This window comes from Serratia sp. NA_112.1 (assembly GCF_052691715.1).
In genome coordinates, this window is the sequence record NZ_JBQZFO010000001.1 from 216401 (window position 1) to 242393 (window position 25993).

Here is a 25993-nt window from a genome sequence, read left to right on the forward strand (position 1 = left end):
TCCCGTATAATGAATATAAATCATTTCTTCGCATCTGGCCTGCTGTTATTACGTAAACTTACAATTCATCTGCGGTAGATGGACGGGAGTTATCAATGATGTCAAAGATGAGTCCCGCTTCGGCAAGGCTGAAAGTGACGCTATCGCTGATGTATTCCTCGGCGTTGATATCCAGACAGGCATTGAAAATTGTCCATTTATAGCGGTAACTCATTGAATACTGGCGGCTGTTCAATTCCTGAATATCAAGTATTTCTAATGAACCTTCAGCATAACGCGCGCTTTCAGAATAAAAACTCTGGCCGCTGGTCAATGCAGGCACCAACTCTGATATTTTTTCGTTAATCACTTTCTTTAGTTTTTTAACAGAAAGTGCTTCCGTCATTGTGCCGCAGCGAAGAGTTACTTGCATTTAATGCCTGACAGTATAGCGATTCTATCTATTAATGTTACTCCTTTTTTATCAATTCGTCGGTAAACTTTTCGTTAACAGTTGGCTTTTTTACAGAATCCCAACGTTGTTTATCGATTAATAACCCTGATACTTCTCGGTATATTTAGGAAGGAGTAACACTGACGTTGTCAAGCCGGTGAATTGCCAGCGAAAGTAGCGCATCCCTTGTTACGTTCAGTTGCATTAATCGTAGTATGGGGGCTTGAGTTAGTGAAATGTTTGTGATGTTATAATATAACAATTGACTTTCCTTCCGTCCGGCCATGAAACTGACATCCACACCGCAAGATGGCGCTATGCCGTCTTTAAACTCCTTGTTCACTGCCTCTGCCCGATTGCGCTGTGGCATTGCCATTTTGTTACTGGCCATACTCTGGCTAGGCATCTACTGGGCGGTAGCGTTGCCATGATTAGCTTAAAACAGGCTGTCATGGGCTATGGTAGTACTCCGCTTTTTCCGCCGCTCAGCGGTCACTTCACCGCCGGCTCTTTGACTGCCGTCGTCGGCGTGAACGGTGCCGGTAAGTCAACATTGTTGAAAACGTTGGCCGGTCTTTTGCCTCTACAAAGTGGGGCCCTGTCTTTTAGCGGAAATAAATTACCGCGCATGGCTTATTTGCCACAGCAGGCCGAGCTGGATCGTCAATTCCCAATAGTCGTCAGCGATCTGGTGGCGATGGGAAGCTGGCCGCAGATGGGGATGTTTGCTGGGCTGAATAAGCGTGCTGCACTGCAGATTGCCGAGGCGCTGGATACCCTAGGGATGACTTCTATGGCCCGTAGCCCGGTTGGTGAGCTTTCCGGTGGCCAACTGCAGCGAGTATTGTTTGCCCGCCTGCTGGTCCAGCAGGCACCGCTGATTTTACTGGATGAACCTTTTACCGGTATCGACAGCGCCACAATCCAGCTATTGCTGCAAGTGATCGCTCAGTTGCATCGACAGGGAAGGACGGTCATTGCGGTGCTGCATGACATGTCGATGGTGGCGAAGCATTTCCCGCAGGCCTTGTTATTGACGCCACAGTGTTGTCACTGGGGGGCGGCAGATCGGGTGCTGGAACACATTCCAGCGTTGAATATTGCCAGCTCGCCGCTGTGTCAAATGGCGGTGGCGCAATGACGTTAGTTGATCTCCTTGTCGATCCTTTTGCCTCGTTCGGTTTTATGCGCCGTGCGCTGGTGGCTTGCTTTGCCTTGTCGCTCAGTGCAGCGCCGTTGGGGGTTTTTCTGCTGTTGCGGCGCATGAGTTTGGTCGGAGATGCACTATCTCATGCGGTCTTGCCCGGTGCGGCGATAGGCTATCTGATTTCCGGCATGTCGATGGTGGCGATGGGCGTCGGTGGCTTTATTGCCGGGCTGGCGGTGGCAATGCTATCCGGGCTGGTCAGCCGACGAACGCCGCTGAAAGAGGACGCCAGTTTCGCCGGTTTTTACCTGGGTTCGCTGGCGTTGGGTGTCACTTTAGTCTCGGTGCGCGGTTCCAGCGTTGATTTGCTGCATGTGTTATTCGGCTCGATTCTGGCAGTGGATGTTCATGCGATTGTGATGGTGGGGGCGATAGCCAGCTTTTCGCTGCTGGCATTGGCCGCACTGTACCGTGCCCTGGTGATTGAATCTTTTGATGCCACCTTTTTACGCGTCAGCGCACCACGTTGGCTGGCGCTGATACACGGATTGTTCCTGGCGCTGGTGGTGATCAATCTGGTCGCTGGTTTCCAGATCCTCGGCACATTGATGTCAGTCGGGCTGATGATGCTTCCCGCCGCCAGCGCGCGCTTTTGGGCGAGTAATTTGCCACATATGTTGGCGGTGGCTATGGGTATCGGCATGCTTTCAAGCCTTGTCGGGCTGGAATGGTCGTATTACGCGTCATTGCCTGCCGGGCCGGCGATCGTGCTCAGCGCCAGCGTGATTTTCTTTGGGTCAATTTTGTTTGGGACGCGTGGGGGGATTTATTCCCTGGCGCGCCGTTGAGAAGTACCAAGTGCAAGGAGAAAGTATGAAACGTTTACCTATATCGCTGGCAGTCGCTGCTCTGCTGTCCAGTCCATTGGCCATGGCAAAGACTGTGGATGCCGTCGCCAGTTTTTCTATCCTCGGGGATATCGTCAAGCAGGTGGGGGGAGAACGCGTCAATGTCTCTACGCTGGTGGGGCCGGACGGCGATCCGCACAGTTTCGAACCCTCCCCGAAAGATAGCAAGCTACTGTCGCAGGCTGATGTGGTGTTCGTCAGTGGCCTGGGGCTGGAAGGGTGGATCGATCGCCTGGTCAGTGCCTCGGGTTACAAGGGGCAGGTTATTACCGCATCGCAGGGGATCAACTCGCGCCAGATGAACGAAGACGGCAAAGAGGTCACCGATCCCCACGCCTGGAACAGCATGAAGAATGGCGTGCAGTACGCTACCAACGTGATGAACGCGCTGATTGCCGCAGACCCTGAGGATGCCAACTATTTCCGTCAGCGTGGTGCGGAGTATATCCAGCAACTGCAGAAGTTGGATCTGTGGGCCAAAACGCAGTTTGCCGCAGTGCCCCAGCAAAAGCGCAAGGTGCTGACCAGTCACGATGCTTTTGGCTATTTTGGCCAAGAATATGGCGTCACCTTCCTTGCCCCGGTCGGCTTCTCTACCGAAGCTGAGGCGAGTGCCAGCGACGTGGCCGGGCTGATCAAACAGATCAAGCAGGAGAAGGTTAATGTCTACTTTATTGAGAACCAAACCGATCCGCGCTTGGTGAAGCAAATTGCTGCCGCCACGGGTGCCAAAGCCGGTGGTGAACTGTATCCAGAGGCGCTGTCCAAACCGCAAGGGCCGGCAGCTACTTACGTGCAGGCGTTCAAACACAACGTTGATACCTTGCTCGGCAGCATGAAGTAAACCGCAGTGGCCCTTTCATCAGGATAGGGCCACTGAAAGCGTTTCCGTTTCTCCATAAAAAAAGCCCCGTTGAGCAGCAACGGGGCTTTGCGACAGACAGATCACTGCTTTACTTAGCGCTTTTTCTTACGTCCCTGTACCGCTTTGAAGCGGGGGTTGGTTTTACAGATCACATAGATACGGCCTTTACGGCGCACGACCTTGCAATCCGGATGGCGATTCTTCGCCGAACGCAATGAACTCAAAACCTGCATGTGGATCCCCTGTTACTTATTGCCGGTAAAAAAGCGGCCAAAACGCTGCTGGAAGCGCGCGGTGCTACCTTCTTTAGAGAACTCTTTCTGTTTGCCGGTGTAATACGGGTGCGAAGCGGAAGAGATGTCGAGGGTGACATACGGCCAGCTTTCACCTTCAAGCTCAATGGTGCGATCGGTGTTAATGGTCGAACCCACCTTGAAGTAGGTATCGGCGCTGAGGTCGTGGAACACCACGGTACGGTAGTTTGGGTGGATGCCTGCTTTCATGATGCGCTCCAATGTTATGTTATACTATAACAATCATTATGCGCCGCACGGCAAGGCGGATCAAGTACAAAATGCGTCTGCCGATAAATTAATGAGAGTGGTTTGCATTAAGGCGATGAAGCTAAAGAAAAAGGCCGCATAAGCGGCCTTTGTATTCAGAGGTTCGGGAGCACTACTTTAATCAGTGATGATCAACCGGGTGGCTGTGTTCTATATCGTCAGACTTCTTGCTGAAGCGGCGGCGAACCACCACGAAGAAGACCGGAACGAAGAAGATGGCCAACACGGTCGCGGTAATCATCCCGCCCATAACGCCGGTACCTACCGCGTTCTGTGCGCCGGAGCCTGCACCGCTGCTGATAACCAGCGGCAGTACCCCGAGGATGAATGCCAAGGAAGTCATCAGAATTGGACGCAGACGCATACGCACCGCTTCCAATGTGGCTTCTATCAGACCCTTGCCTTCTTTATCCATCAGATCCTTGGCGAATTCCACAATCAATATGGCGTTCTTCGCCGACAGACCTATGGTGGTCAACAGCCCCACCTGGAAGTAAACGTCGTTGTTAAGGCCGCGCATGGTGGCTGCCAGCAACGCACCGATAACCCCCAGTGGCAGAACCAGCATGACCGAGAACGGAATTGACCAGCTCTCGTACAATGCTGCCAGACACAGGAATACCACCAGAATCGAGATGGCATACAGTGCCGGAGCCTGGTTGCCGGACAGACGTTCCTGATAGGACATACCGGTCCAGTCATAACCAATGCCGCTCGGCAGCTTGGAGGCCAGTTCTTCCATCAGGTTCATGGCTTCACCGGTACTCTTGCCTGGCGTTGCCTGACCTAAAATTTCCATGGAAGGCAGGCCGTTATAACGTTCCAGACGCGGTGAACCGTATTCCCATTTCGCCGAGGAGAAGGCGGAGAACGGAACCATCTGGCCGCTGGTGCCGCGGACAAACCATTTATTAATGTCTTCCGGCAACATACGGAAGGGGGCATCAGCCTGTACGTACACTTTCTTCACACGACCACGGTCGATGAAGTCGTTAATGTAAGAACCACCCAACGCGGTGCTCAGCGTGCTGTTAATGGTGGTGATGCTGACACCCAGCGCCTTGGCTTTTTCCTGGTCGATAATCAGCTTGAACTGCGGCGTATCTTCCAGACCGTTAGGGCGCATGCCCACCAGCATGTCCGGATGCTCGGCAGCCATGCCCAGCAACTGGTTACGTGCTTCGGTCAGTTTCTCATGTCCCACACCACCCTGGTCGATCAGCTGGAAGTCAAAACCGGTCGCGGTACCCAGTTCGATAATCGCCGGCAGATTGAACGGGAATACCAGGCCATCTTTGATTTGCGAGAACGCGCCCATTGCGCGGCCTGCAATCGCCGGTACTTTATTCCCTTCACCTTTACGTTCAGACCAGTCTTTCAGACTGACAAACGACAGACCGTTGTTCTGACCATTACCGTTAAAGCCGAAGCCCGCAACGGTAAACACTGAAACCACGTTGTCTTTTTCTTTGGTCAGGAAGTAGTCGGTAACTTCTTCCAGCACCTTAGAGGTACGAGCTTCGGTAGCACCCGCAGGCAACTGCACCATGGTCAGCAAAATGCCCTGATCTTCGTCCGGCAGGAACGAGGAAGGCAAGCGCAGGAACAGCAGCGCCATGCCGACCACGATCAGCAGGTAGATCACCAGATAACGACCGGTGCTGCGCAGAATGTTGGCTATGCTGTCGGTGTAGTGATGGGTACTCTTTTCGAACATGCGGTTAAACCAACCGAAGAAGCCGGTTTTAACCCCGTGGTCGCCTTTCGCTACGGGTTTCAACAAGGTGGCGCACAGTGCAGGCGTCAGAATCAACGCAACCAGTACCGACAGCGCCATCGCGGAAATGATGGTGATGGAGAACTGACGGTAAATGGCACCGGTCGAGCCGCCGAAGAACGCCATTGGAACGAATACCGCCGACAGCACCATGGCAATACCGACCAACGCGCCCTGGATTTGCCCCATCGATTTCTTGGTGGCTTCTTTCGGCGGCAGTCCCTCTTCTGACATCACACGCTCGACGTTCTCTACCACCACGATGGCATCATCCACCAGCAAGCCTATCGCCAGCACCATGCCGAACATCGTCAGGGTGTTTATCGAGAAGCCGAAGGCTGCCAGAATGGCAAAGGTACCCAGCAACACCACCGGTACCGCAATGGTTGGGATCAAGGTTGCGCGGAAGTTTTGCAGGAACAAATACATCACCAGGAATACCAGGATGATGGCTTCGATCAGCGTTTTCACCACTTCATTAATCGAGATTTTAACGAACGGCGTGGTGTCGTACGGATAAACCACTTTCATCCCTTGCGGGAAGAAAGGCTGCATTTTGTTCAGCGCGTCTTTCACACCCTGTGCAGTGTTCAGGGCGTTGGCACCTGTAGCCAGTTTGATACCCAGACCCGCCGCCGGTTTGCCGTTATAACGTGCGGTCACGGCATAGCTTTCAGCTCCGCGCTCAATGTGTGCCACGTCGCTCAGGCGAACCTGAGAACCGTCGGCATTCACCTTCAACAGAATTTTGCCGAACTCTTCAGGTGAGGTCAGACGGGTCTGCGCGATGATTGAGGCGTTAAGTTGTTGACCCGGCACCGGTGGCATCCCGCCCAATTGCCCTGCGGCGATCTGGTTGTTCTGCTCGGTAATGGCGGATGTCACATCCGTGGTGGTCAATTGGAAGTTATTGAGCTTATTTGGATCCAACCAGACACGCATCGCGTACTGGGCACCAAACAGCTGCACTTCACCCACGCCGGCTGAACGGCTGATCGGGTCCTTGATGTTGGAGGCCACATAGTCCGCGATATCGTCCTGAGTCATGCTAGGATCGTCGGAAATGAAGCCGGCTACCATCAGGAAGCCGCTGCTGGACTTTTCAACTTTCAGGCCCTGCTGCTGGACTTCTTGCGGCAGTAACGGCGTAGCCAATGACAGTTTGTTCTGTACCTGAACCTGAGCGATGTCAGGGTCTGTTCCGGAGTTAAACGTCAGTGTAATGGTTACGCTACCAGAGGAATCACTGGTGGAGGACATGTACATCAGATTATCGATACCGTTCATGTTCTGTTCGATAATCTGAGTCACGGTATCCTGCACCGTTTTTGCATCTGCGCCCGGATAGTTTGCGGAAATACTAACCGCTGGTGGTGCAATAGTTGGATACTGCGCAACCGGCAGTTTCATTATTGACAGCACACCCGCCAACATGACGATGATGGCGATTACCCAAGCGAAAATCGGGCGATCTATAAAGAACTTAGCCATGTCTTAACGGCTCCTTTTTATGACTTCTGCGCTTCAGACTGCGGCTGCTTTTGCGCCTGAGTGTCAACTTCCTGCACTTTTACCTGAGCGCCTGGGCGGACTTTCATCAGGCCAGTGACAATCACGCGGTCGCCGGCTTTGAGACCGTCGGTAACCAACCATTTGTCACCAATCGCTTGGTCCGCTTTCAGCGTGCGCATTTCGACTTTATCGTCAGCGCCCACCACCATCGCGGTAGCTTCGCCACGCGTGTTACGCGTTACACCCTGCTGTGGCACCAGCAATGCATCGCTACGTACGCCTTCGTCCAGACGGGCGCGAACGAACATACCTGGCAGCAGCGTATCGTTCGGGTTAGGGAACAGGGCGCGAATGGTGATAGAACCGGTGGTTTCATCCACGGTGACGTCAGAGAATTCCAGCGTGCCTTCCTGAGCGTATTGCGCACCGTTCTCCAGCAGCAGTTTCACCTTGGCCTTGCCGTTTTCCTGTTTCAGCGCACCGCTGGCCAGTTCTTGCTTCAGGCGCAGGAAGTCGTTGCTCGATTGGGTAACGTCGACGTAAATCGGATCCAACTGTTGCACGGTAGACAGCGCCGTGGTTTGACCGTTGCTGACCAGCGCGCCTTCGGTTACGGAAGATTTGCCGATACGTCCGGAAATTGGGGACGTCACTTTAGTGTAAGCCAGGTTGATACGCGCAGTTTCTACCGCCGCTTTTGCGGCTATCACAGTGGCGTCAGCCTGCTGCAGGTTGGAAACGGCATTATCGTAATCCTGCTTGCTGATGTAACTGGTGCCCAGCAAGGGTTTGTAGCGGTTGACCGTTACGCGCGCGATAGAGGCGCTGGCCTGTGCTTTGGCCAGATCACCTTTGGCGCTGTCATAGCTTGCCTGGTAGGTTGCAGGATCAATCTGATACAGGGAAGTGCCTGCCTTGATATCGCTGCCTTCAACAAAGTTGCGTTTCAGGATAATGCCACTGACCTGAGGGCGAACTTCGGCGATACGATACGCAGCGGTACGGCCAGGAAGATCGGTAGTCATATTGAGAGGCTCGGCCTTCAATGTCACTACACCCACTTCGGGAGCCGGTGGTTGGGCGCCTTGCTGTTGGGTTTCTTTATCGTTACATCCTGTAAGCATTAAGCTGCCTGAAAGCATCAGAACTGCCGCCAGAGGCGTTAACCCTCTGTTTTTGTTCATAGAAAAACCTCAAGTGTCCGATTTCAAAATGATCAATGGATCACAAGCTTAAAAACCCATTGCTGCGTTAATTATATGTGCGTGCTATGGTACATACATACGCGAATGTATGTAAATCACACTCCCCCTAAAAAACAACGTCATGGCACGAAAAACCAAACAGCAGGCGCTGGAAACTCGACAGCACATACTTGATGCTGCGGTGCAAGAATTCTCTGAACGTGGCGTTTCCGCAACGTCACTGACAGATATTGCTACTGCTGCCGGAGTTACGCGTGGTGCAATTTATTGGCACTTCAAGAACAAGGTAGACCTGTTTAACGAAGTTTGGGAATTATCAGAGTCAAAAATTGGCGATCTGGAACTAGAGTATCAAGCAAAGTTCCCTGAGAATCCACTGCGTATTTTACGAGAAATTCTGATTTACATTCTGACGGCTACGGTTGATGACAGCCGCCGCCGAGCGCTGTTGGAGATCGTTTTCCACAAGTGCGAATTCGTCGGTGAGATGATGCCGCTGCATGAAGCGCGTAAAGTCTTGTACCTGACAGGTTATGAACGCATTGAGTCGGTGCTGCGTGGCTGTATTGAGCATGGCCAACTGCCCGTTGATTTGCACACTCGTCGCACGGCAATTATCCTGCATGCCTATATTACCGGCCTGATGGAGAATTGGCTGTTTATGCCGGAGAGCTTTGATCTGAAAGCCGAAGCGATGGCGCTGATCGACTCCTTCCTCGAAATGGTCCAATTCAGTCCCGCTTTACGAGTCAAGCCGGAAGAACTGGCGACGCAGCCCCGCAGCGTCGAAATCTATCCTTCATAGTTAGGAGAAACACCATGTCATCCGTTGTGTTGATTGCCAATGGTGCCGCTTATGGCAATGAATCCCTGTTTAACGCCTTGCGTCTGGCCATGACTCTGAAAGAGCAGCAAAGCGATCTCGACCTGAAACTGTTTCTGATGTCTGATGCGGTGGTAGCCGGGCTGGCTGGACAACAGCCGCGTGAAGGGTACCATTTACAGCAGATGCTGGAGATTCTCACTGCGCAACAGGTCCCGGTGAAACTGTGCAAGACCTGCGCCGACGCACGTGGCGTGAGCCAACTGCCACTGGCGGATGGAGTAGAGATCGGTACCCTGGTCGAGCTGGCGCAGTGGACTTTGGCGGCCGAGAAAGTGCTGACATTCTAATCCTGCGACATCTGTACATCACCAGCAATGCTTTTCTTATTCTTTGGCTATCTGCGATCGTGATAATCTTTAAGCTTCTTTATTATTGATTCGAAGCCAAATCATGCATCGCAGGTTAGCTAAAGGTTCTTTTCTGGCGTTTCCCTCATTCCTGAGTGTGGGCCTTTCCCGCACCCTTGCCCTGTTTTTACTGATTGCTGTTTGTGCGGTGTGCCAACCTGTGGCCTATGCGTCCTTTAATGGCGACCTGCCGTCCCGCAGCGAAATTCAAAGCCAGATTGAAGCGCTGAACAAGCAAAAGACGTTGACCTCGGTCAATAAGCTCACCCAGCAAGATTTGGCCCGCACGCTTGAGCTGCTGGATGCGATTGAACGCACCAAACAAGATAGCGCTCAGCTTAAACAGCAGTTGCAACTGGCGCCGGGCAAACTGCGTCAGGTAACCGCCGATCTTGATGCACTCAATACGCCGGTAGATGGCACGGCCGCCAGGGGCGAACTGCTGCAGCTTTCGCTGCGCCAGTTGGAAAGTCGCCTTTATCAAACCCTCGACGATCTGCAGACTGCGCAGGAAAACCTGTCGACCTATAACAGCCAACTGGTTTCACTGCAGACCCAGCCAGAGCGAGTGCAGAGCAGCATGTACACTGCCTCGCAGCGTCTGCAGGAGATCCGTAACCAGATCAACGATCGGACGCCGGGCCAAAATTCACTGCGCGACAGCCAGTTAGTCATGCTGGCAACCGAACAGACGTTGCTCAATGCGCAAATTGATCTGCAGCGCAAAAGCCTGGAAGCCAACACCACCCTGCAGGATCTACTGCAAAAACAGCGCGATTATACCACCGGGCATATTGATGCGCTGGATCACAACGTGCAGTTGCTGCAAGAAGTGGTCAACAGCAAGCGCCTGACACTGTCGGAAAAAACCGCCAAAGAGGCGCAGAACCCGGAAGATGCTACGGACATTCAGCACGATAAGCTGGTCAGTAAGGAGCTAGACGTTAACCGCCAGCTCAGCCAACGGCTGATTGCCGCCACCGAAGAGAGCAACGTGCTGTTCCAGCAGAATATTCGGGTAAAGAACTGGCTCGATCGTGGCTTGCAGGCGGAACGCAATCTGAAAGAACAGATCCAGGTGCTCAAAGGCAGTCTGGTGCTGTCACGTATTTTGTATCAACAGCAGCAAAGCCTGCCGCAGGGGACGCTGGTGGCAGACATGGGCACGCGTATCGCCGATCTGCGTCTGGAACAGTTTGATATCAATCAGCAGCGCGACGACCTGTTCAAAGGCGACGATTACATCAATAAGCTGGTTGCCGACAGTAAAGAAAAGGCCAGTGGAGACGTGCTTGACGCTTTAAACGAAATCGTCGATATGCGGCGTGAACTGTTGGATCAGTTGAACAAACAGCTAAGCAATCAATTGGCGCAGTCGATCAACCTGCAGATCAACCAGCAGCAGTTGACCAGCGTTAACAGCTCACTGCGGGATACGCTGACCCAGCAAATTTTCTGGGTTAACAGTAACAAACCGGTTGATTTGGCGTGGTTGAAAGCCCTGCCGGGGGCGGTCAGAGATCAGCTTGCCACCCTCGATTTCAAATTAGAACTTGGCAAAATAGTGCAGGGCGGTTTGAATTCACTGCTGGTGCTGATCCCGCTGCTGCTGCTGCTCGGTCTGTTACGCTGGCGTTACAAGCTGATCGACAGCCATTTGCAACGGCTGGCCAACGATGTCGGGCAGTTAAAGCGCGATGGCCAACTGCACACACCAAAAGCCATCTTACTGACCTTGCTGAAGGTATTACCCGGTTCGGCGCTGCTGCTGGGGGCGGGATTTTGGGGGGAGCGTGCCGAAATTGGCCTCAGTGATTTCATCTGGGCGCTGTCGCAGCAGTTGGCACTGTTTTGGCTGATTTTCGGCTTCACCTACCGCATGCTGGCAGTGGGCGGCGTTTGTGAGCGCCACTTCAATTTCACCCCTGAGCTTTGTGCGCATTACCGCCGTCAGGCGGTGCGCTTGGGCATGGCGCTGCTGCCGTTGATCTTCTGGTCGGTACTGGGCGAGAAAGCGCCGCTGCGGCTGGTGGAAGACGTGATTGGCCAAGTGGTGGTCATGCTGACGTTGGCACTGCTGACCGTGCTGGTGTTCCCGATGTGCCGTGACAGTTGGCGCGAGAAAGGTTCGCACGCGGTACGGTTGGTGATAGTGACCGCCATTGCGGCCACGCCGTTGATCCTGCTTGGGCTGATGTTTGCCGGTTACTTCTACACCACGCTGCGGCTGGCCGGCCGCTGGATCGACAGTCTGTACCTGTTTTTCCTGTGGAATATTGTCTATCTGACTGCGATCCGGGGATTGAGCGTCGCGGCCCGCCGCCTGGCCTACCGCCGTGCGCTGGCCCGTCGTCAGAGCCTGGCGAAAGAGAAAGAGGGAGCCGAAGGGCTGGAACCGGTTGAAGAACCTCCTTTAGCGCTCGATCAAATCAACCAGCAGTCGCTGCGTCTGACCACCATGGCGCTGTTTATTATCTTCGCCAGTGCTTTTTATGCCATTTGGTCCGATCTGGTGACGGTGATTTCGTATCTGGACAGCATCACGCTATGGCATTACACCGCTACCGTTGCCGGCAGCAGCGTGGCGCAGGCGGTAACGTTGGGCAATATGATGGTAGCAATAGCTGCGGTAATCGTTGCCTACGTCATGACGCGCAACCTGCCGGGTTTACTGGAGGTGGTGGTGTTGTCGCGGCTGCAGTTGCGGCAGGGGACCTCTTACGCCGTCACCACCATACTGACCTATCTGATCACCACCGTAGGTGCGGTGACCGCACTGGGATCGCTGGGTGTATCCTGGGATAAGCTGCAGTGGCTGGCGGCCGGTTTGACCGTCGGATTGGGCTTCGGTTTACAGGAGATTTTCGCCAACTTTGTCTCCGGTCTGATTATCCTGTTTGAACGGCCGATCCGTATCGGCGATACCATTACTATCGGCAGTTTCTCAGGCTCGGTCAGTAAAATCCGTATTCGTGCCACCACCATCACCGATTTTGACCGCAAAGAAGTGATCATCCCGAACAAGGCGTTTGTCACCGAGCGGTTGATCAACTGGTCGCTGTCAGACACCATTACCCGCGTATTGATCAAGGTTGGCGTAGCCTACGGATCTGACCTGGACAAGGTGAAAGCGGTACTTTTACAGGCGGCGCGCGATAACCCGCGGGTGATGACCGATCCCGAGCCGCAGGTGTTCTTCCTTAATTTCGGTGCCAGCACGCTGGATCACGAACTGCGCCTTTACGTGCGTGAGTTGCGTGACCGCAGCTACACCGTTGACGAACTGAACCGCTCGATCGAACGCCTGTGCCGTGAGAACGATATCAATATCGCCTTCAACCAGCTTGAGGTGTATTTGCACAATCAGCAGGGCAACGAGGTGCAGGAAGTGAAACGGACATTATCGCCGGATGAAGGCGGTACGTTGGCAGGATGATAATGGAATGAGAAGCAAGGGTTCAGCGCAGGCTGAACCCTTTTTACTGGCCGACAGGCAGATAAGGGGAGGTAACACCGTTGCGCTGCAACTTTTCCTGGTAGTCCCGTTTGACAATATCCAGCGCCGCCAGCGCGGTGGCCGGATCGATCTCATTGCATTCCAGCAGGTAAATCAGATCTACCGCCAGTTGCAATTCTGCTGAGGCATTTTCTAGAGACATAAAACCCACGTTTAAATTGAGATGAATGAGTGATGCTTCGCTTCGGCTGAGTATAGTGAACAAGGTCCGCGGCGGGGAATAAACATTAAAATATTGTGATAAATCTTCAAAAACCGTTTTCTTTACGTTCAATACTGCGCTCGATTCGTGCCAGCGCCTGACGGCAACGCATCAATCGGCCTTCCAGCGCCGCCAGCTCATGCTGCAGTTTTTGCTGAGCTGCCAGCGTGGTCTGTCTACCTAACAGGCTTTCCCGATCCTGGATCATCGAAATGATCCGACGCTCATAATCCTGATGCTCAGCCAGCTTATGGTACAAATCGGCCGCCACGACTTCCCTGGGTTGATTTTTCCGGCGTAGTGCCTGGGTCGCCAATTCGCGCTGCAGAGCGGTGATCTGCGCCACCAGTCTCTCGGCCAGAAAGGCTACCTGGGTGGTGCGGCTGTCGTTGGCGGCGGTCTGCAACTGGGCGAAGTTCTTTTGTACTTCTGTCAGGTAATCGCGCAGCCGGGTGCCACGGTTGGAAAATAACGCAGCGTCAAAGCGTGCCTGAGGGATCGGCGCGTCGCCTTGCGGCGTGATTTCGCCGGCTAACACCGTGATCTGTTGTTCTAACACTTGTAAAAGACGCTGAGTACTCACGTTGGCTCCATGACGATGATAGTGGGTTCAGCTTGCACGCGTTCACACCGTGAAACAAGCGCTGTAAGCATATTCCGGCCGTTGCGACTGGTGATGCTGGGGGGGCTGGTGATAAAGTGACGTCAGACAGGTTGATGGACAAGGAGCCCCATGACGCGTTGGTTATTGATAATCCTCGGTTGGCTGGCGGTGGTGCTGGCGACGCTGGGCGTGGTATTGCCGCTGCTGCCCACCACGCCCTTTTTACTGTTGGCCGCATGGTGTTTTGCCCGTTCATCCCCGCGATTTCACGGCTGGTTGCTGTACCGTTCATGGTTTGGCCCCTACTTGCGCCACTGGCAACAGCACCGCGCATTGCCGCCAGGGACCAAATGGAAGGCCGTATTGATGATTGTGCTGACGTTTGCGGTTTCGCTGTGGTTGGTGAAGCTTTGGTGGGTGCGCGGCTTACTGTTAGTGATGCTGGCCGTTCTGCTGATCTTTATGTCACGGTTGCCGGTTGTTGACCTGCCGCAACAAAAACAGCACTGATCGCACACCGTCGGTTGCATTTGTCCGCCAGTTTGCATAGATTTGACCGTTTTCGTGTGCGGGTTAAGATGACCTGCGCGCAAGTCATCAGGCAGTTTTATCAGGCAACAATTATGACCGCTACTGCGCAGCAGCTTCAGTTTATTAAAGACAGTATCAAAACCATCCCGGATTACCCTAAGCCGGGCATACTGTTCCGCGACGTCACCAGCCTGCTGGAAAACCCGCTGGCTTACGCTGCCAGCATCGAATTGCTGGTTGAGCGTTTTCGCGAAGCGGGCGTGACCAAAGTGGTTGGCACCGAAGCGCGCGGCTTTCTGTTTGGCGCACCGGTGGCGTTGGCGCTGGGCGTGGGTTTTGTACCGGTGCGCAAACCGGGCAAACTGCCGCGTGCCACCCTCAGCGAGAGCTATGAGCTGGAATACGGCACCGACAAGTTGGAAATTCACACCGATGCTATCAGCGCCGGTGATAAAGTGCTGGTGGTGGACGATCTGCTGGCCACGGGTGGCACTATAGAAGCTACCGCAAAACTGATCCGCCGTTTGGGGGGGGAAGTGACAGACGCCGCCTTTATTATCAATCTGCCGGAGCTCGGCGGTGAAGCGCGTTTAAATACCCTGGGTATTGAATGCTACAGCCTGGTCAACTTCTCCGGCCACTGATCCGCATTACCACAACGGCCTCGCGGATTGCCGCGGGGCTGTGTTAGCATGACCCTCCAGATTACTCGACTTTTCCGGTATTAATGAGCTATCAGGTTCTAGCCCGTAAGTGGCGCCCTCAAACGTTTGCAGATGTTGTCGGACAGGAACACGTCCTGACTGCACTGGCTAACGGCCTCTCGCTGGGGCGGATCCATCACGCCTATCTGTTCTCGGGCACGCGCGGCGTGGGTAAAACCACCATTGCGCGCCTGCTGGCCAAAGGCCTGAACTGTGAAACCGGCATCACCGCCACGCCGTGCGGTCAATGTGATAACTGCCGCGAGATTGAGCAGGGGCGTTTTGTCGATCTTATCGAGATTGACGCCGCGTCCAGAACCAAGGTGGAAGATACCCGCGATTTGCTGGATAACGTCCAGTACGCCCCCGCCCGTGGCCGCTTCAAGGTTTACCTGATTGACGAAGTGCACATGCTCTCGCGCCACAGCTTTAATGCGCTGTTGAAAACGCTGGAAGAGCCGCCTTCGCACGTCAAATTCCTGTTGGCAACCACCGATCCGCAAAAGTTGCCGGTGACCATTTTGTCCCGCTGTCTGCAATTTCATTTGAAGGCGCTGGATGTCGATCAGATCCGCAGCCAATTGGAAACGGTGCTGCAGGCAGAACAGATCACCAGCGATCAGCGTGCGTTGCAGCTATTGGCGCGTGCCGCCGATGGCAGCATGCGTGATGCACTGAGCCTCACTGACCAAGCGATTGCCATGGGACAGGGGCAGGTGACCACCGCCACCGTCAGCCAAATGCTCGGTACGCTTGACGATGAACAACCCCTGGCGATCCTCGAAGCGCTGGTCAGTGCCGATGGCGAGAAGGTGATGGCCCAGGTCGCGCAGGCTGCTTCGCGCGGTGTCGATTGGGAAAATCTGCTGATCGAGACACTGGCGTTGCTGCACCGTATTGCGATGGTACAGTTGCTGCCGTCGGTGTTGGATAATCATTACGCTGCCATTGAACAGCGGCTGCGTGAGCTGGCGCGTACTTTGCCGCCGACTGATGTACAACTCTATTACCAAACGCTGTTGGTTGGCCGCAAAGAGCTGGCCTTTGCGCCGGATCGTCGCATGGGGGTTGAAATGACCCTGCTGCGTGCGCTGGCGTTTCACCCGAAAGCGGTGATATCGGAGCCGGTAGCCATGGTGCAAACCGCGCCGGTGCAAATGGCACAACCACAGGCTCAGGCGGCCCAGCCGCCGCAGTTTCAGGACACACCACCGCCGTTAGGGCAGGTTGCACCGCAAAACAGCCAGCAAGCGAATTTACCGGATGCCACCGCGCAATTATTAAAGGCGCGTACCCAACTGCTGAGGCAGCAGGGAGCATCCACAACAAAAAAGAGTGAACCGGCGGCGCCTGGAAAAGCGCGGCCGGCGAACTCGGCACTGGAGCGGTTGGCTTCCGTGACTGAGCGCAGCCAGCAGCGCCAGGCGGAAAAGATCGTGCAGGAAAAACCGGCCAAGCCGGAGGCTTACCGCTGGCGCGCACTGACCGAGCCGGAGGCCGAGCCGGAGCCGCTGGCTACGCCGAAAGCGTTGCGCACCGCGCTTGAGCATGAGAAAACGCCCGAGCTGTCGGCCAAACTGGTGGCTGAATCGCTGGAACGCGATGCCTGGGCGGCGGAAATCGATAAGCTTAAAATTCCAAAACTGGTGCAGCAACTGGCATTAAACGCGGTTAAACAACAGTTGGAACCCGGTAAGATTTGTCTTCACCTGCGGTCGTCGCAGCGCCATCTGAATTCGCCTTCGGCGCAGAAGGTCCTGACCGATGCGCTCAGCGAGCTATACGGTAGCCCGGTTGAGTTGACCGTGGTGGAAGACGATAATCCGGCGGAGCGGACTCCGCTGGAGTGGCGACAAGCCATTTATGAAGAAAAACTGGCGCAGGCGCGCCAGTCGATCGTTGCGGATACCCATATCCAGACCCTGCGCCGTTTCTTCGACGCGGACCTGGATGAAGAGAGTATTCGCCCCATTTAAACGCTGCGTAAAGTGCGCGGCCCTAGCGACGAGAGACGACTATGTTTGGTAAAGGCGGTCTGGGCAACCTGATGAAGCAAGCCCAGCAAATGCAAGAAAAAATGCAGCAGATGCAGGAAGAAGTCGCCAAATTGGAAGTGACTGGCGAATCCGGTGCTGGCCTGGTGAAAGTCACCATCAATGGCGCGCACAACTGCCGTCGTGTGGAGATCGATCCGAGCCTGATGGAAGACGATAAAGATATGCTGGAAGATTTGATCGCTGCTGCGATCAACGACGCCGCACGTCGTATCGACGAAACCCAGAAAGAGAAGATGGCGTCTGTGTCCAATGGCATGCAACTGCCACCTGGCTTTAAGATGCCGTTCTGATGCAAACCAGCCCGCTCCTTGAAACACTGATGGAGGCGTTGCGTTGCCTGCCGGGCGTTGGCCCGAAGTCGGCGCAGCGCATGGCATTCCAACTGTTGCAGCGCGATCGCAGCGGTGGCATGCGTTTGGCGCAGGCTCTGACCCGTGCCATGTCGGAAATCGGCCACTGTGCCGATTGCCGTACCTTCACCGAGCAGGATATCTGCACCATCTGCGCCAATCCGCGCCGTCAACAAAACGGCCAGATCTGCGTGGTGGAAAGCCCGGCTGATATTCACGCCATCGAGCAGACCGGTCAGTTCGCCGGGCGCTACTTTGTGCTGATGGGGCACCTGTCGCCGATGGACGGCATTGGCCCTGGTGATATAGGTCTGGATCGGTTGGAGCAACGGCTGGAAAAAGAAAGCGTTACCGAAGTGATCCTGGCGACCAATCCGACGGTGGAAGGTGACGCAACCGCCAACTACATCGCCGAGATGTGTGGTCAGTATGGCGTAGTGGCCAGCCGCATCGCCCACGGCGTGCCGGTAGGGGGCGAGCTTGAGATGGTCGACGGCACCACGCTGTCGCATTCCCTCGCCGGTCGCCACGTTATCAAATTCTGACGCTGAGCGGGGCCATCGCGGCCCCGCTACTTTCCAAAAAAATTCCCCCCAGTCGCTTGAAAAACAATGTCCTGACCCCCACTTGATCCTCATTGTCCGATTTTGGTAGCTATATCTTTGAGGTAATCAATGAGTATGAAAGGTCAAGAAACCCGTGGTTTCCAGTCTGAAGTAAAACAACTGCTTCATTTGATGATTCATTCGCTGTACTCCAATAAAGAAATTTTCCTGCGCGAGCTGATCTCAAACGCCTCAGACGCCGCCGACAAGCTGCGTTTCCGCGCGCTGTCCGCGCCTGAGCTGTATGAAGGCGACGGCGAGTTGCGTGTGCGTCTTTCCTTCGATAAAGACCAGCGTACGCTGACGATTGCCGACAACGGCATTGGTATGAGCCGCGAAGAAGTGATTGAAAACCTGGGCACCATTGCAAAATCAGGGACCAAAGCCTTCCTCGAATCTATCGGTTCCGATCAGGCCAAAGACAGCCAACTGATCGGTCAGTTCGGCGTGGGCTTCTACTCTGCGTTCATCGTGGCAGATAAGGTCACCGTGCGTACCCGAGCTGCCGGTGCAGCCGCCGATCAGGGCGTGTTCTGGGAGTCGGTCGGTGAGGGCGATTACACCATTGCCGACGTCAGCAAAGAAGATCGCGGTACCGAAATCACCCTGCATCTGCGCGAAGGTGAAGATGAATATCTCGACGCCTGGCGTTTGCGTTCGGTGATCGGTAAATACTCCGACCACATCGCACTGCCGGTTGAGATTGAAACCAAAAACGAAGAAGACGGCACCGTTACCTGGGAAAAAATCAACAAGGCGCAGGCCCTGTGGACCCGCAGCAAGGCTGACGTCACCGACGAAGAATACAAAGAGTTCTACAAGCACATTGCTCACGACTTTACTGACCCGCTGAGCTGGAGCCACAACCGTGTGGAAGGCAAGCAGGAATACACCAGCCTGCTGTATATCCCGGCCCAAGCCCCGTGGGATATGTGGAACCGCGATCACAAGCACGGTCTGAAACTGTACGTACAGCGCGTATTCATTATGGACGACGCTGAGCAGTTCATGCCGAATTACCTGCGTTTCGTGCGTGGTCTGATAGATTCCAACGATCTGCCGTTGAACGTCTCGCGTGAAATTCTGCAAGACAGCCGCGTGACGCAAAACCTGCGCGGTGCGCTGACCAAGCGTGTGCTGCAGATGCTGGAAAAACTGGCCAAAGACGACGCGGAAGGCTACCAGAAGTTCTGGCAGCAGTTCGGTCTGGTATTGAAAGAAGGCCCGGCGGAAGACGCGAACAACAAAGAAACCATCGCCAAACTGCTGCGTTTCGCCTCTACCCAGAGTGACAGCTCGGCGCAAACCGTTTCGCTGGAAGAATACGTTGGCCGTATGGCCGAAGGGCAGGAGAAAATTTATTACATCACTGCCGACAGCTATGCCGCCGCCAAGAGCAGCCCGCACCTGGAGCTGTTCCGTAAGAAAGGCATCGAAGTGCTGCTGCTTTCTGACCGCATTGATGAATGGATGATGAGCTATCTGACCGAGTTTGACGGCAAGCTGTTCCAGTCGGTCAGCAAGGCGGACGACGCGCTGGACAAGCTGGCGGATGAAACCGAAGAGCAGAAGGCCGCTGAGAAGCAGCTGGAGCCATTTGTTGACCGCGTGAAGACCCTGCTGGGCGATCGCGTGAAGGATGTGCGTCTGACGCACCGCCTGACCGACACGCCGGCCATCGTCATCACCGACGCCGATGAAATGAGTACCCAGATGGCGAAATTGTTTGCCGCTGCGGGCCAGGAAGCGCCGGCCGTGAAATACATCTTCGAACTGAACCCGGAGCATGCGCTGGTCAAACGCGCATCCGATGTGGGCGATAACGAACAATTCGCCGAATGGATTGACCTGTTATTGGATCAGGCGCTGCTGGCCGAACGTGGCACGCTGGAAGACCCAAATCAGTTTATCCGCCGCATGAATAAACTGTTGTCCGCATAATTGTCACTCTATACGCCTCTGACCTAAAGGTTGGAGGCGTTTTTTTTGCTTTTCTCACTGATTTTCCGCGTTTTATCCTCTTTTTCGTCCCTTCGGCTCCGCAATCGATTTCCTCGCGTACCTTGAGCCAGCCCCCCCTGAAATGGTATGGTTGAGTGTTTTCGCAATTTTATAAAAACTACATAGCAAGGGGATTTACGCAATGCGTATCATTCTGCTGGGCGCTCCGGGCGCTGGTAAAGGTACTCAGGCTCAATTCATCATGGAGAAATACGGTATTCCGCAAATCTCTACTGGTGATATGTTGCGCGCAGCCGTGAAGGCCGGCAGTGAACTGGGCAAGCAGGCGAAAGAAATCATGGATGCCGGCAAGCTGGTAACCGATGAACTGGTCATTGCACTGGTTAAAGAACGCATCACCCAGGAAGACTGCCGTAACGGCTTCCTGTTGGACGGTTTCCCACGCACTATTCCACAGGCTGACGCGATGAAAGAAGCCGGTATCAACGTGGATTATGTGCTGGAATTCGACGTACCGGACGAACTGATCGTTGATCGCATCGTTGGTCGCCGCGTGCATGCGCCATCTGGCCGCGTGTACCACGTTAAATTCAATCCGCCGAAGGTGGAAGGCAAAGACGACGCAACCGGCGAAGACCTGACGACCCGTAAAGACGATCAGGAAGAAACCGTGCGCAAACGTCTGGTTGAATACCACCAGATGACGGCACCGTTGATTTCCTACTACAGCAAAGAAGCTGCAGCAGGCAACACCCAATACCGTAAAATCGACGGCACCCGTAAAGTGACCGAAGTGAGCGCTGAACTGGCGACCATCCTCGGCTGATCGGTTTTTCATTGCGGTGCATAGCGCCAGGCCTTATCGGTCTGGCGTTTTTTTTCGCCATTTTCCAGCCGAACTGTGATCGCCGTGGCTTGTTGAGCCCGTGAGCTTTAATCACCCGCGATAAATGACGTATAACTGCCTTCGTAATCACCCATGGGGACCTTCCTGATGCTCAGAACCACCAATTTGCTGGCAGAATCCACCGCACGCCAGATCGTGCAGCGGGCGATGAGCATCATCAACCATTCCGTCAACGTTATGGACAGCAACGGTGTCATCATCGCTTCCGGTAATCCCTCACGCCTGTTCCAGCGCCATGAGGGCGCGGTATTGGCGCTAACCGAGAACCGGGTGGTGGAAATCGATACGGTGACCGCATCGCATCTTAAAGGTGTACGGCCAGGAATTAACCTGCCATTTAGCTTTCGCAGCCAGCAGGTGGGGGTGATCGGCATTTCCGGCGAGCCCGCTCAGGTGCGTGCCTATGCCGAACTGGTGAAAATGGCGGCTGAGCTGATGGTGGAGCAGGCAGCATTGCTCAGCCAAAACCAGTGGGAAAAGCGCTATCGCGAGGAGCTGGCGAATCAGTTGCTGCAGTCGCAGCCGGCATCGGCCTCACTGGAGGCGATGGCTGCCTATCTGGGCCTGGACCTGCAACTGCCGCGTATCGTCTGGATCCTGGAGTTACAGGATCCCCAGCCGAATTTGTTGCGTGAACTATTGGAGGAGCTGGAACACACCCAGCGTGAAGCGCTGCTCGCCATCACCGGCCTAAACGAAATGGTTCTGCTGCGGCCCGCCAGCCTGGTGCAAGGGGAATGGAACTTGAAGCAGGAGCGCAAGCAGGCGCAGCAGTTGCAAAGCCAGCTACAGTCGCGTTTCAACCTGCGTTTGATTATCGGCGGTTTCTTTAGCAGTGAGATGGGGCTTCATCGTTCTAACCTGACGGCCCGCGCCACGCAGGCGATGGCGCAGCGCTTGAAGTTGCGCCACAAGACGCTGTTCTACCAAGACTATCCGCTGCCGTCATTGCTGTGCGATTTGGGCGAAGACTGGCGTGCGCAGGAGCTTTCACGCCCCTGGCAGATCCTGGGTGCCAGTGATGAAAAAGGCGTCCTGCGCAGCACCCTGCGGCACTATTTTTCGCGGAATTGTGATCAGACGCAGACCGCCGCTGAGCTGCATATTCACGTCAATACTCTGCGCTATCGCTTGCAGCGCATTGAGGCGATTACCGGATTGAAAATCAATCAGTTAACGGATGCCTTGCAGCTATATATCGGCATGCTGATGCACCACTGAGTTGTGTAAAACCACAACTTTCCGGTGCGCCACCCGCTGGGTTTTTGTGGCTTCCTCTCACGCTAATGTTCGGCGCTCAGGATATGTTTTCCCCACACCAACAACGGGGAAAATAATAATGACAACGGTATCCACATTGGGGGCGCTGGTGGCATTGGTTGTCGCTATCGTTCTGATTTTACGCAAGGTTCCACCAGCCTACGGTATGATTGCCGGTGCGCTGGCCGGTGGGCTGTGTGGCGGCGCCGATCTGGTTCAGACCGTGACGCTGATGATCACCGGCGCTCAGGGCATCACCAACGCCGTGATGCGCATTCTGGCCGCGGGGGTATTGGCCGGGGTGCTGATTGAGTCTGGCGCGGCACATACCATTGCTGAAACCATTGTCCGCAAGGTCGGGGAAACCCGTGCGCTGCTGGCGTTGGCGATAGCTACACTGATCCTGACGGCGGTTGGGGTATTTATCGACGTGGCGGTGATCACCGTAGCGCCGATCGCACTCTCCATTGCCCAGAAGGCCGGGATCTCGCGCGGTGCCATCCTGTTGGCGATGATCGGTGGCGGCAAGGCCGGTAACGTGATGTCACCCAACCCGAACACCATTGCGGCCGCCGATAACTTCCACGTGCCGCTGACCTCGGTAATGATGGCCGGCATTGTGCCTGGCCTGTGTGGGCTGGTGGTAGCCTATCTGCTGGCCCGGCGCTTGAGCAACAAAGGTGACAAGGTGCTGGCAGAGGAACTGACGCAGCATGCTGAAGGTTCTCGCCCAGGTTTTGCGGCGGCGATCAGCGCACCGTTGGTTGCCATTGTGCTGTTGTCGCTGCGGCCGATCGCCGGTATTGCTGTCGATCCGCTGATTGCGCTACCTGCCGGCGGATTGGTAGGGGCGTTATTGATGGGGCGTATTCGCCAGTGTAATCAGTTTATGGTTTCTGGCCTGAGCCGCATGGCACCGGTGGCCATTATGCTGCTCGGCACGGGTACGCTGGCGGGCATTATCGCCAACTCGGCGCTGAAGGACGCATTAATTAACGGATTGACCCACACCGGTATGCCAGCCTGGCTGTTGGCCCCGCTTTCCGGGGCATTGATGTCGATGGCGACCGCTTCCACCACCGCCGGTACCGCCGTGGCATCCGGCGTATTCAGCAGCACCTTGCTGGAGCTGGGAGTCAGTGGGCTGGCAGGGGCGGCGATGATCCATGCCGGTGCTACGGTGCTGGATCACCTGCCACACGGCAGTTTCTTCCACGCTACCGGCGGCAGCGTCAATATGGTGGTTCATCAACGGCTGAAGTTACTGCCGTATGAAACCCTGATCGGCTTTACCATTGCGGCCGTCTCGGCGTTGATGTTTGGCGTATTTAATCTGGCGGGATAAGGAATACTGATGAAAACGCTGAAAAAAGTGGTTATTGCCCCAGACTCGTTTAAAGAAAGCCTGAGTGCGATGGAGGTGGCCGAGGCCATCGAACGCGGATTCCGCCAGATTTACCCACAGGTGCAGTATGTAAAATTGCCGATGGCGGACGGCGGTGAAGGCACGGTGGATTCGATGGTGGCGGCCACCGGCGGAGAAATTGTCCGGGTTGAGGTCACCGGCCCGTTGGGCCAGCCAGTCACTGCCTTTTACGGCTTGTTGGGGGAGGGGGAAACTGCCGTTATCGAGATGGCGGCCGCTTCCGGCCTGCATCTGGCCCCCAAAGAGCGGCGCGATCCGCGTATTACCACCAGTTACGGTACTGGTGAACTGATCCTGGCGGCGCTGGAACGCGGCGTGAAGGCGATTATTCTGGGTATCGGCGGTAGCGCTACCAACGACGGTGGTGCCGGTATGATGCAGGCGCTGGGGGCCAGGCTGCTGGATGACCAACAGCAACCGTTGCCGCCGGGTGGCGCGGCGCTGGCCCGGTTAGCGCAAATTGATCTTTCAGCGGTAGACCCACGCCTGCAGCAGGTGAGCGTAACGGCTGCCTGTGACGTGGATAACCCTTTATGTGGCCCTTATGGGGCTTCGGCGGTGTTTGGCCCGCAGAAGGGAGCCACGCCGGAGATGGTGACGCAGTTAGATGCGGCACTAAGCCATTTCGGCAGTTTGCTGCAGCAGGCCACCGGCCGTGAGGTGCTCAACGCATTGGGCGCCGGTGCAGCGGGCGGAATGGGGGCAGCCTTGCTCGGCATGCTCAACGCTAGCTTACGTCCTGGCATTGAGATCGTGATTGAAACTTTGCGGCTGGAAGAGGCGCTTCGTGACGCCGATCTGGTGATCACCGGAGAGGGGCGACTGGACAGCCAGTCGATCCACGGCAAAACGCCGATTGGCGTGGCAAGGGTAGCCAAACGTAATGGTTTGCCGGTGATCGGCATTTCCGGCAGCCTGTCGAAAGATTATCAGGTGGTGCACCAGCATGGCATTGACGCCGCTTTTTCGGTGCTTGACCGGGTCGTCACGCTGGAGGAAGCCCTGACGGACGCGGCCGATAATCTTGAGGTCACGGCCCGCAATGTGGCGGCGGTGTGGCTGTTGGCGCAAGGCTGAGATCAATCTATTTGTTATGGGCTGTACCTGTTGCTGATATCGGTTCCGATGAGGCGCTTTTCCGTTACAATGGGCGCCATTAATTGACGTTAACCCCCTGACCCAGAACCGGGGGTTAGCTTGCAATGAACCAAGGGGAACTGAGATGAAGCAAGAGAAACACGGAGTATTGCTGGTGAACCTGGGCACGCCGGATGCTCCGACCTCGTCGGCGGTAAAACGCTATCTAAAGGAATTCCTCAGTGACGACCGCGTGGTGGATACGGCCCCTCTGATTTGGTGGCCGATCCTCAACGGCGCTATCTTGCCGATCCGTTCACCGCGTGTCGCCAAGTTGTATCAGTCGGTATGGATGGACGAAGGTTCTCCGTTGCTGGTTTACAGCCGCCGCCAGCAGTGCGCGTTGGCCGCACGTATGCCCAACACGCCGGTTGAACTGGGTATGAGTTACGGCTCCCCAAGCCTGGCAGAGGCGATTGACAAGCTGCTGGCACAAGGGGTGACCAATCTGGTGGTGTTGCCGCTGTACCCGCAATACTCCTGCTCGACCAGCGCCGCGGTATGGGACGGTGTGGCCCGCGTACTGAAGGGGTATCGCCGTCTGCCGTCAGTCAGTTTTATCCGCGACTATGCCGAGCACCCGGCCTATATTGCCGCGCTGCGTCAGAGCGTTGAGCGGTCGTTTGCCGAACATGGTCAACCGGATAGGTTGGTTCTGTCGTTCCACGGCATTCCCAAGCGTTATGTGCGTCTCGGTGATGACTACTCGCAGCGCTGCGAAGATACGCTAAGGTCTTTGACCGATACCTTGCCACTGGCAGCGGATCGGGTCATGTTGACCTACCAGTCGCGCTTTGGCCGTGAGCCCTGGTTGACGCCATATACTGACGAAACCCTCAAAGGCCTGCCGGCTCAGGGCGTTAAGCATATTCAGCTGATCTGCCCCGGTTTCTCGGCGGACTGCCTGGAAACGCTGGAGGAGATCAAAGAGCAAAACCGCGAGATCTTCCTTAAGGCCGGCGGTGAGAAGTTCGAGTACATTTCGGCGCTCAACGACGAGCCGGCGCACATTGATATGATGCAGCAACTGGTGGCACAGCGCCTCTGATCCTCAGAACGCAAAATGGTGACAGCCATCATCAATCAGG

At 55.2% G+C, this 25993-nt stretch carries 24 protein-coding genes and 1 other annotated feature; of the genes, 17 read left to right on the plus strand and 7 right to left on the minus strand.

Going from position 1 to position 25993, the window contains the following annotated elements; genetic code table 11:
• Positions 1-58: 58 nt before the first annotated feature.
• Entirely contained in the window at positions 59-412 is a 354-nt protein-coding gene (locus ACUTQ5_RS01105; protein WP_445649735.1) for a hypothetical protein, read from the minus strand.
• A gap of 448 nt (positions 413-860) precedes the next feature.
• Here ACUTQ5_RS01105 and ACUTQ5_RS01110 point away from each other — a divergent pair, with 448 nt between their 5' ends.
• The 3 genes from ACUTQ5_RS01110 to ACUTQ5_RS01120 are packed head-to-tail and all read left to right on the plus strand — an operon-like array spanning position 861 to position 3332.
• A complete protein-coding gene (locus ACUTQ5_RS01110) occupies positions 861-1574 on the plus strand; it encodes a metal ABC transporter ATP-binding protein (RefSeq protein ID WP_445649736.1) in 714 nt (237 codons plus the stop codon).
• Positions 1571-2428, plus strand: coding sequence for a metal ABC transporter permease (locus ACUTQ5_RS01115; protein WP_445649737.1), 858 nt, complete (start codon positions 1571-1573; stop codon positions 2426-2428). The genes ACUTQ5_RS01110 and ACUTQ5_RS01115 overlap by 4 nt, the downstream gene beginning before the upstream one ends.
• Positions 2429-2453: 25 nt before the next feature.
• Entirely contained in the window at positions 2454-3332 is an 879-nt protein-coding gene (locus tag ACUTQ5_RS01120) for a metal ABC transporter substrate-binding protein (RefSeq protein ID WP_445649738.1), read from the plus strand.
• 113 nt (positions 3333-3445) lie between these two features.
• On the opposite strand, the gene ykgO is transcribed toward ACUTQ5_RS01120, so the two are convergent.
• The 4 genes from ykgO to sdeX form a co-directional block, all read right to left on the minus strand.
• Positions 3446-3586, minus strand: coding sequence for a type B 50S ribosomal protein L36 (gene ykgO / locus ACUTQ5_RS01125; protein WP_012005563.1), 141 nt, complete (start codon positions 3584-3586; stop codon positions 3446-3448).
• Between the two features lie 12 nt (positions 3587-3598).
• On the minus strand, positions 3599-3856 hold the full coding sequence (locus tag ACUTQ5_RS01130; protein WP_174353276.1) for a type B 50S ribosomal protein L31: 258 nt from the start codon (positions 3854-3856) through the stop codon (positions 3599-3601).
• 181 nt (positions 3857-4037) lie between these two features.
• A complete protein-coding gene (gene sdeY, locus ACUTQ5_RS01135; protein ID WP_445649739.1) occupies positions 4038-7184 on the minus strand; it encodes a multidrug efflux RND transporter permease subunit SdeY in 3147 nt (1048 codons plus the stop codon).
• 17 nt (positions 7185-7201) lie between these two features.
• Positions 7202-8389: a multidrug efflux RND transporter periplasmic adaptor subunit SdeX gene (gene sdeX, locus ACUTQ5_RS01140; protein ID WP_445649740.1), complete on the minus strand. Its 1188-nt coding sequence runs from the start codon at positions 8387-8389 to the stop codon at positions 7202-7204.
• Between the two features lie 142 nt (positions 8390-8531).
• Here sdeX and acrR point away from each other — a divergent pair, with 142 nt between their 5' ends.
• From acrR to mscK, 3 genes are all read left to right on the plus strand, one after another.
• The gene (gene acrR / locus ACUTQ5_RS01145; RefSeq protein WP_445649741.1) at positions 8532-9215 is read left to right on the plus strand and encodes a multidrug efflux transporter transcriptional repressor AcrR; all 684 of its coding nucleotides are present in this window, start codon (positions 8532-8534) and stop codon (positions 9213-9215) included.
• Positions 9216-9229: 14 nt separating this feature from the next.
• On the plus strand, positions 9230-9583 hold the full coding sequence (locus ACUTQ5_RS01150; protein ID WP_445649742.1) for a DsrE/DsrF/TusD sulfur relay family protein: 354 nt from the start codon (positions 9230-9232) through the stop codon (positions 9581-9583).
• A gap of 103 nt (positions 9584-9686) precedes the next feature.
• Positions 9687-13079, plus strand: coding sequence for a mechanosensitive channel MscK (gene mscK, locus ACUTQ5_RS01155; protein WP_445649743.1), 3393 nt, complete (start codon positions 9687-9689; stop codon positions 13077-13079).
• A 43-nt stretch (positions 13080-13122) separates the two neighbouring features.
• Here the strand turns inward: mscK and rsmS are convergent, their stop codons facing one another.
• Entirely contained in the window at positions 13123-13302 is a 180-nt protein-coding gene (rsmS, locus tag ACUTQ5_RS01160; RefSeq protein ID WP_012005570.1) for a pleiotropic regulatory protein RsmS, read from the minus strand.
• Between the two features lie 106 nt (positions 13303-13408).
• Entirely contained in the window at positions 13409-13945 is a 537-nt protein-coding gene (gene priC / locus ACUTQ5_RS01165; protein WP_445649744.1) for a primosomal replication protein PriC, read from the minus strand.
• A 150-nt stretch (positions 13946-14095) separates the two neighbouring features.
• Between priC and ACUTQ5_RS01170 the strand changes: the two genes are divergently transcribed.
• The 11 genes from ACUTQ5_RS01170 (at position 14096) to hemH (ending at position 25953) form a co-directional block, all read left to right on the plus strand.
• Positions 14096-14476, plus strand: coding sequence for a DUF454 family protein (locus ACUTQ5_RS01170; RefSeq protein WP_445649745.1), 381 nt, complete (start codon positions 14096-14098; stop codon positions 14474-14476).
• A gap of 113 nt (positions 14477-14589) precedes the next feature.
• Entirely contained in the window at positions 14590-15141 is a 552-nt protein-coding gene (gene apt / locus ACUTQ5_RS01175) for an adenine phosphoribosyltransferase (protein WP_445649746.1), read from the plus strand.
• Positions 15142-15224: 83 nt separating this feature from the next.
• Positions 15225-17177 (plus strand): DNA polymerase III subunit gamma/tau, encoded by a 1953-nt coding sequence (dnaX, locus tag ACUTQ5_RS01180; RefSeq protein ID WP_445649747.1) that lies wholly within the window; start codon positions 15225-15227, stop codon positions 17175-17177.
• Positions 16510-16574, plus strand: a sequence feature (DnaX frameshifting element). It overlaps the preceding gene by 65 nt.
• A gap of 41 nt (positions 17178-17218) precedes the next feature.
• Complete coding sequence (locus ACUTQ5_RS01185; protein ID WP_012005575.1) at positions 17219-17548, plus strand: YbaB/EbfC family nucleoid-associated protein; 330 nt, start codon at positions 17219-17221, stop codon at positions 17546-17548.
• Entirely contained in the window at positions 17548-18153 is a 606-nt protein-coding gene (gene recR, locus ACUTQ5_RS01190) for a recombination mediator RecR (RefSeq protein ID WP_012005576.1), read from the plus strand. The genes ACUTQ5_RS01185 and recR overlap by 1 nt, the downstream gene beginning before the upstream one ends.
• A 135-nt stretch (positions 18154-18288) precedes the next feature.
• On the plus strand, positions 18289-20154 hold the full coding sequence (htpG, locus tag ACUTQ5_RS01195) for a molecular chaperone HtpG (RefSeq protein ID WP_445649748.1): 1866 nt from the start codon (positions 18289-18291) through the stop codon (positions 20152-20154).
• A 202-nt stretch (positions 20155-20356) separates the two neighbouring features.
• A complete protein-coding gene (gene adk, locus ACUTQ5_RS01200; RefSeq protein WP_012005578.1) occupies positions 20357-21001 on the plus strand; it encodes an adenylate kinase in 645 nt (214 codons plus the stop codon).
• A gap of 168 nt (positions 21002-21169) precedes the next feature.
• Positions 21170-22303 carry a sugar diacid recognition domain-containing protein gene (locus ACUTQ5_RS01205; RefSeq protein ID WP_445649749.1) on the plus strand — a complete coding sequence of 378 codons (1134 nt, stop codon included), beginning with the start codon at positions 21170-21172 and terminating at the stop codon, positions 22301-22303.
• Positions 22304-22421: 118 nt separating this feature from the next.
• Positions 22422-23687: a GntP family permease gene (locus ACUTQ5_RS01210; protein ID WP_012005580.1), complete on the plus strand. Its 1266-nt coding sequence runs from the start codon at positions 22422-22424 to the stop codon at positions 23685-23687.
• Positions 23688-23696: 9 nt separating this feature from the next.
• Positions 23697-24845, plus strand: coding sequence for a glycerate kinase (locus tag ACUTQ5_RS01215; RefSeq protein ID WP_445649750.1), 1149 nt, complete (start codon positions 23697-23699; stop codon positions 24843-24845).
• A gap of 145 nt (positions 24846-24990) precedes the next feature.
• Positions 24991-25953: a ferrochelatase gene (gene hemH / locus ACUTQ5_RS01220; RefSeq protein ID WP_445649751.1), complete on the plus strand. Its 963-nt coding sequence runs from the start codon at positions 24991-24993 to the stop codon at positions 25951-25953.
• Positions 25954-25993 lie beyond the last annotated feature (40 nt).

What these genes read in the sequence shown, in the direction of transcription:
- ACUTQ5_RS01105 (WP_445649735.1), bottom strand. Translation starts at nt 412, where the DNA reads ATGCAAGTAACTCTTCGCTGCGGCACAATGACGGAAGCACTTTCTGTT.
- ACUTQ5_RS01110 (WP_445649736.1), top strand. Translation starts at nt 861, where the DNA reads ATGATTAGCTTAAAACAGGCTGTCATGGGCTATGGTAGTACTCCGCTT.
- ACUTQ5_RS01115 (WP_445649737.1), top strand. Translation starts at nt 1,571, where the DNA reads ATGACGTTAGTTGATCTCCTTGTCGATCCTTTTGCCTCGTTCGGTTTT.
- ACUTQ5_RS01120 (WP_445649738.1), top strand. Translation starts at nt 2,454, where the DNA reads ATGAAACGTTTACCTATATCGCTGGCAGTCGCTGCTCTGCTGTCCAGT.
- ykgO (WP_012005563.1), bottom strand. Translation starts at nt 3,586, where the DNA reads ATGCAGGTTTTGAGTTCATTGCGTTCGGCGAAGAATCGCCATCCGGAT.
- ACUTQ5_RS01130 (WP_174353276.1), bottom strand. Translation starts at nt 3,856, where the DNA reads ATGAAAGCAGGCATCCACCCAAACTACCGTACCGTGGTGTTCCACGAC.
- sdeY (WP_445649739.1), bottom strand. Translation starts at nt 7,184, where the DNA reads ATGGCTAAGTTCTTTATAGATCGCCCGATTTTCGCTTGGGTAATCGCC.
- sdeX (WP_445649740.1), bottom strand. Translation starts at nt 8,389, where the DNA reads ATGAACAAAAACAGAGGGTTAACGCCTCTGGCGGCAGTTCTGATGCTT.
- acrR (WP_445649741.1), top strand. Translation starts at nt 8,532, where the DNA reads ATGGCACGAAAAACCAAACAGCAGGCGCTGGAAACTCGACAGCACATA.
- ACUTQ5_RS01150 (WP_445649742.1), top strand. Translation starts at nt 9,230, where the DNA reads ATGTCATCCGTTGTGTTGATTGCCAATGGTGCCGCTTATGGCAATGAA.
- mscK (WP_445649743.1), top strand. Translation starts at nt 9,687, where the DNA reads ATGCATCGCAGGTTAGCTAAAGGTTCTTTTCTGGCGTTTCCCTCATTC.
- rsmS (WP_012005570.1), bottom strand. Translation starts at nt 13,302, where the DNA reads ATGTCTCTAGAAAATGCCTCAGCAGAATTGCAACTGGCGGTAGATCTG.
- ACUTQ5_RS01170 (WP_445649745.1), top strand. Translation starts at nt 14,096, where the DNA reads ATGACGCGTTGGTTATTGATAATCCTCGGTTGGCTGGCGGTGGTGCTG.
- apt (WP_445649746.1), top strand. Translation starts at nt 14,590, where the DNA reads ATGACCGCTACTGCGCAGCAGCTTCAGTTTATTAAAGACAGTATCAAA.
- dnaX (WP_445649747.1), top strand. Translation starts at nt 15,225, where the DNA reads ATGAGCTATCAGGTTCTAGCCCGTAAGTGGCGCCCTCAAACGTTTGCA.
- ACUTQ5_RS01185 (WP_012005575.1), top strand. Translation starts at nt 17,219, where the DNA reads ATGTTTGGTAAAGGCGGTCTGGGCAACCTGATGAAGCAAGCCCAGCAA.
- recR (WP_012005576.1), top strand. Translation starts at nt 17,548, where the DNA reads ATGCAAACCAGCCCGCTCCTTGAAACACTGATGGAGGCGTTGCGTTGC.
- htpG (WP_445649748.1), top strand. Translation starts at nt 18,289, where the DNA reads ATGAAAGGTCAAGAAACCCGTGGTTTCCAGTCTGAAGTAAAACAACTG.
- adk (WP_012005578.1), top strand. Translation starts at nt 20,357, where the DNA reads ATGCGTATCATTCTGCTGGGCGCTCCGGGCGCTGGTAAAGGTACTCAG.
- ACUTQ5_RS01205 (WP_445649749.1), top strand. Translation starts at nt 21,170, where the DNA reads ATGCTCAGAACCACCAATTTGCTGGCAGAATCCACCGCACGCCAGATC.
- ACUTQ5_RS01210 (WP_012005580.1), top strand. Translation starts at nt 22,422, where the DNA reads ATGACAACGGTATCCACATTGGGGGCGCTGGTGGCATTGGTTGTCGCT.
- ACUTQ5_RS01215 (WP_445649750.1), top strand. Translation starts at nt 23,697, where the DNA reads ATGAAAACGCTGAAAAAAGTGGTTATTGCCCCAGACTCGTTTAAAGAA.
- hemH (WP_445649751.1), top strand. Translation starts at nt 24,991, where the DNA reads ATGAAGCAAGAGAAACACGGAGTATTGCTGGTGAACCTGGGCACGCCG.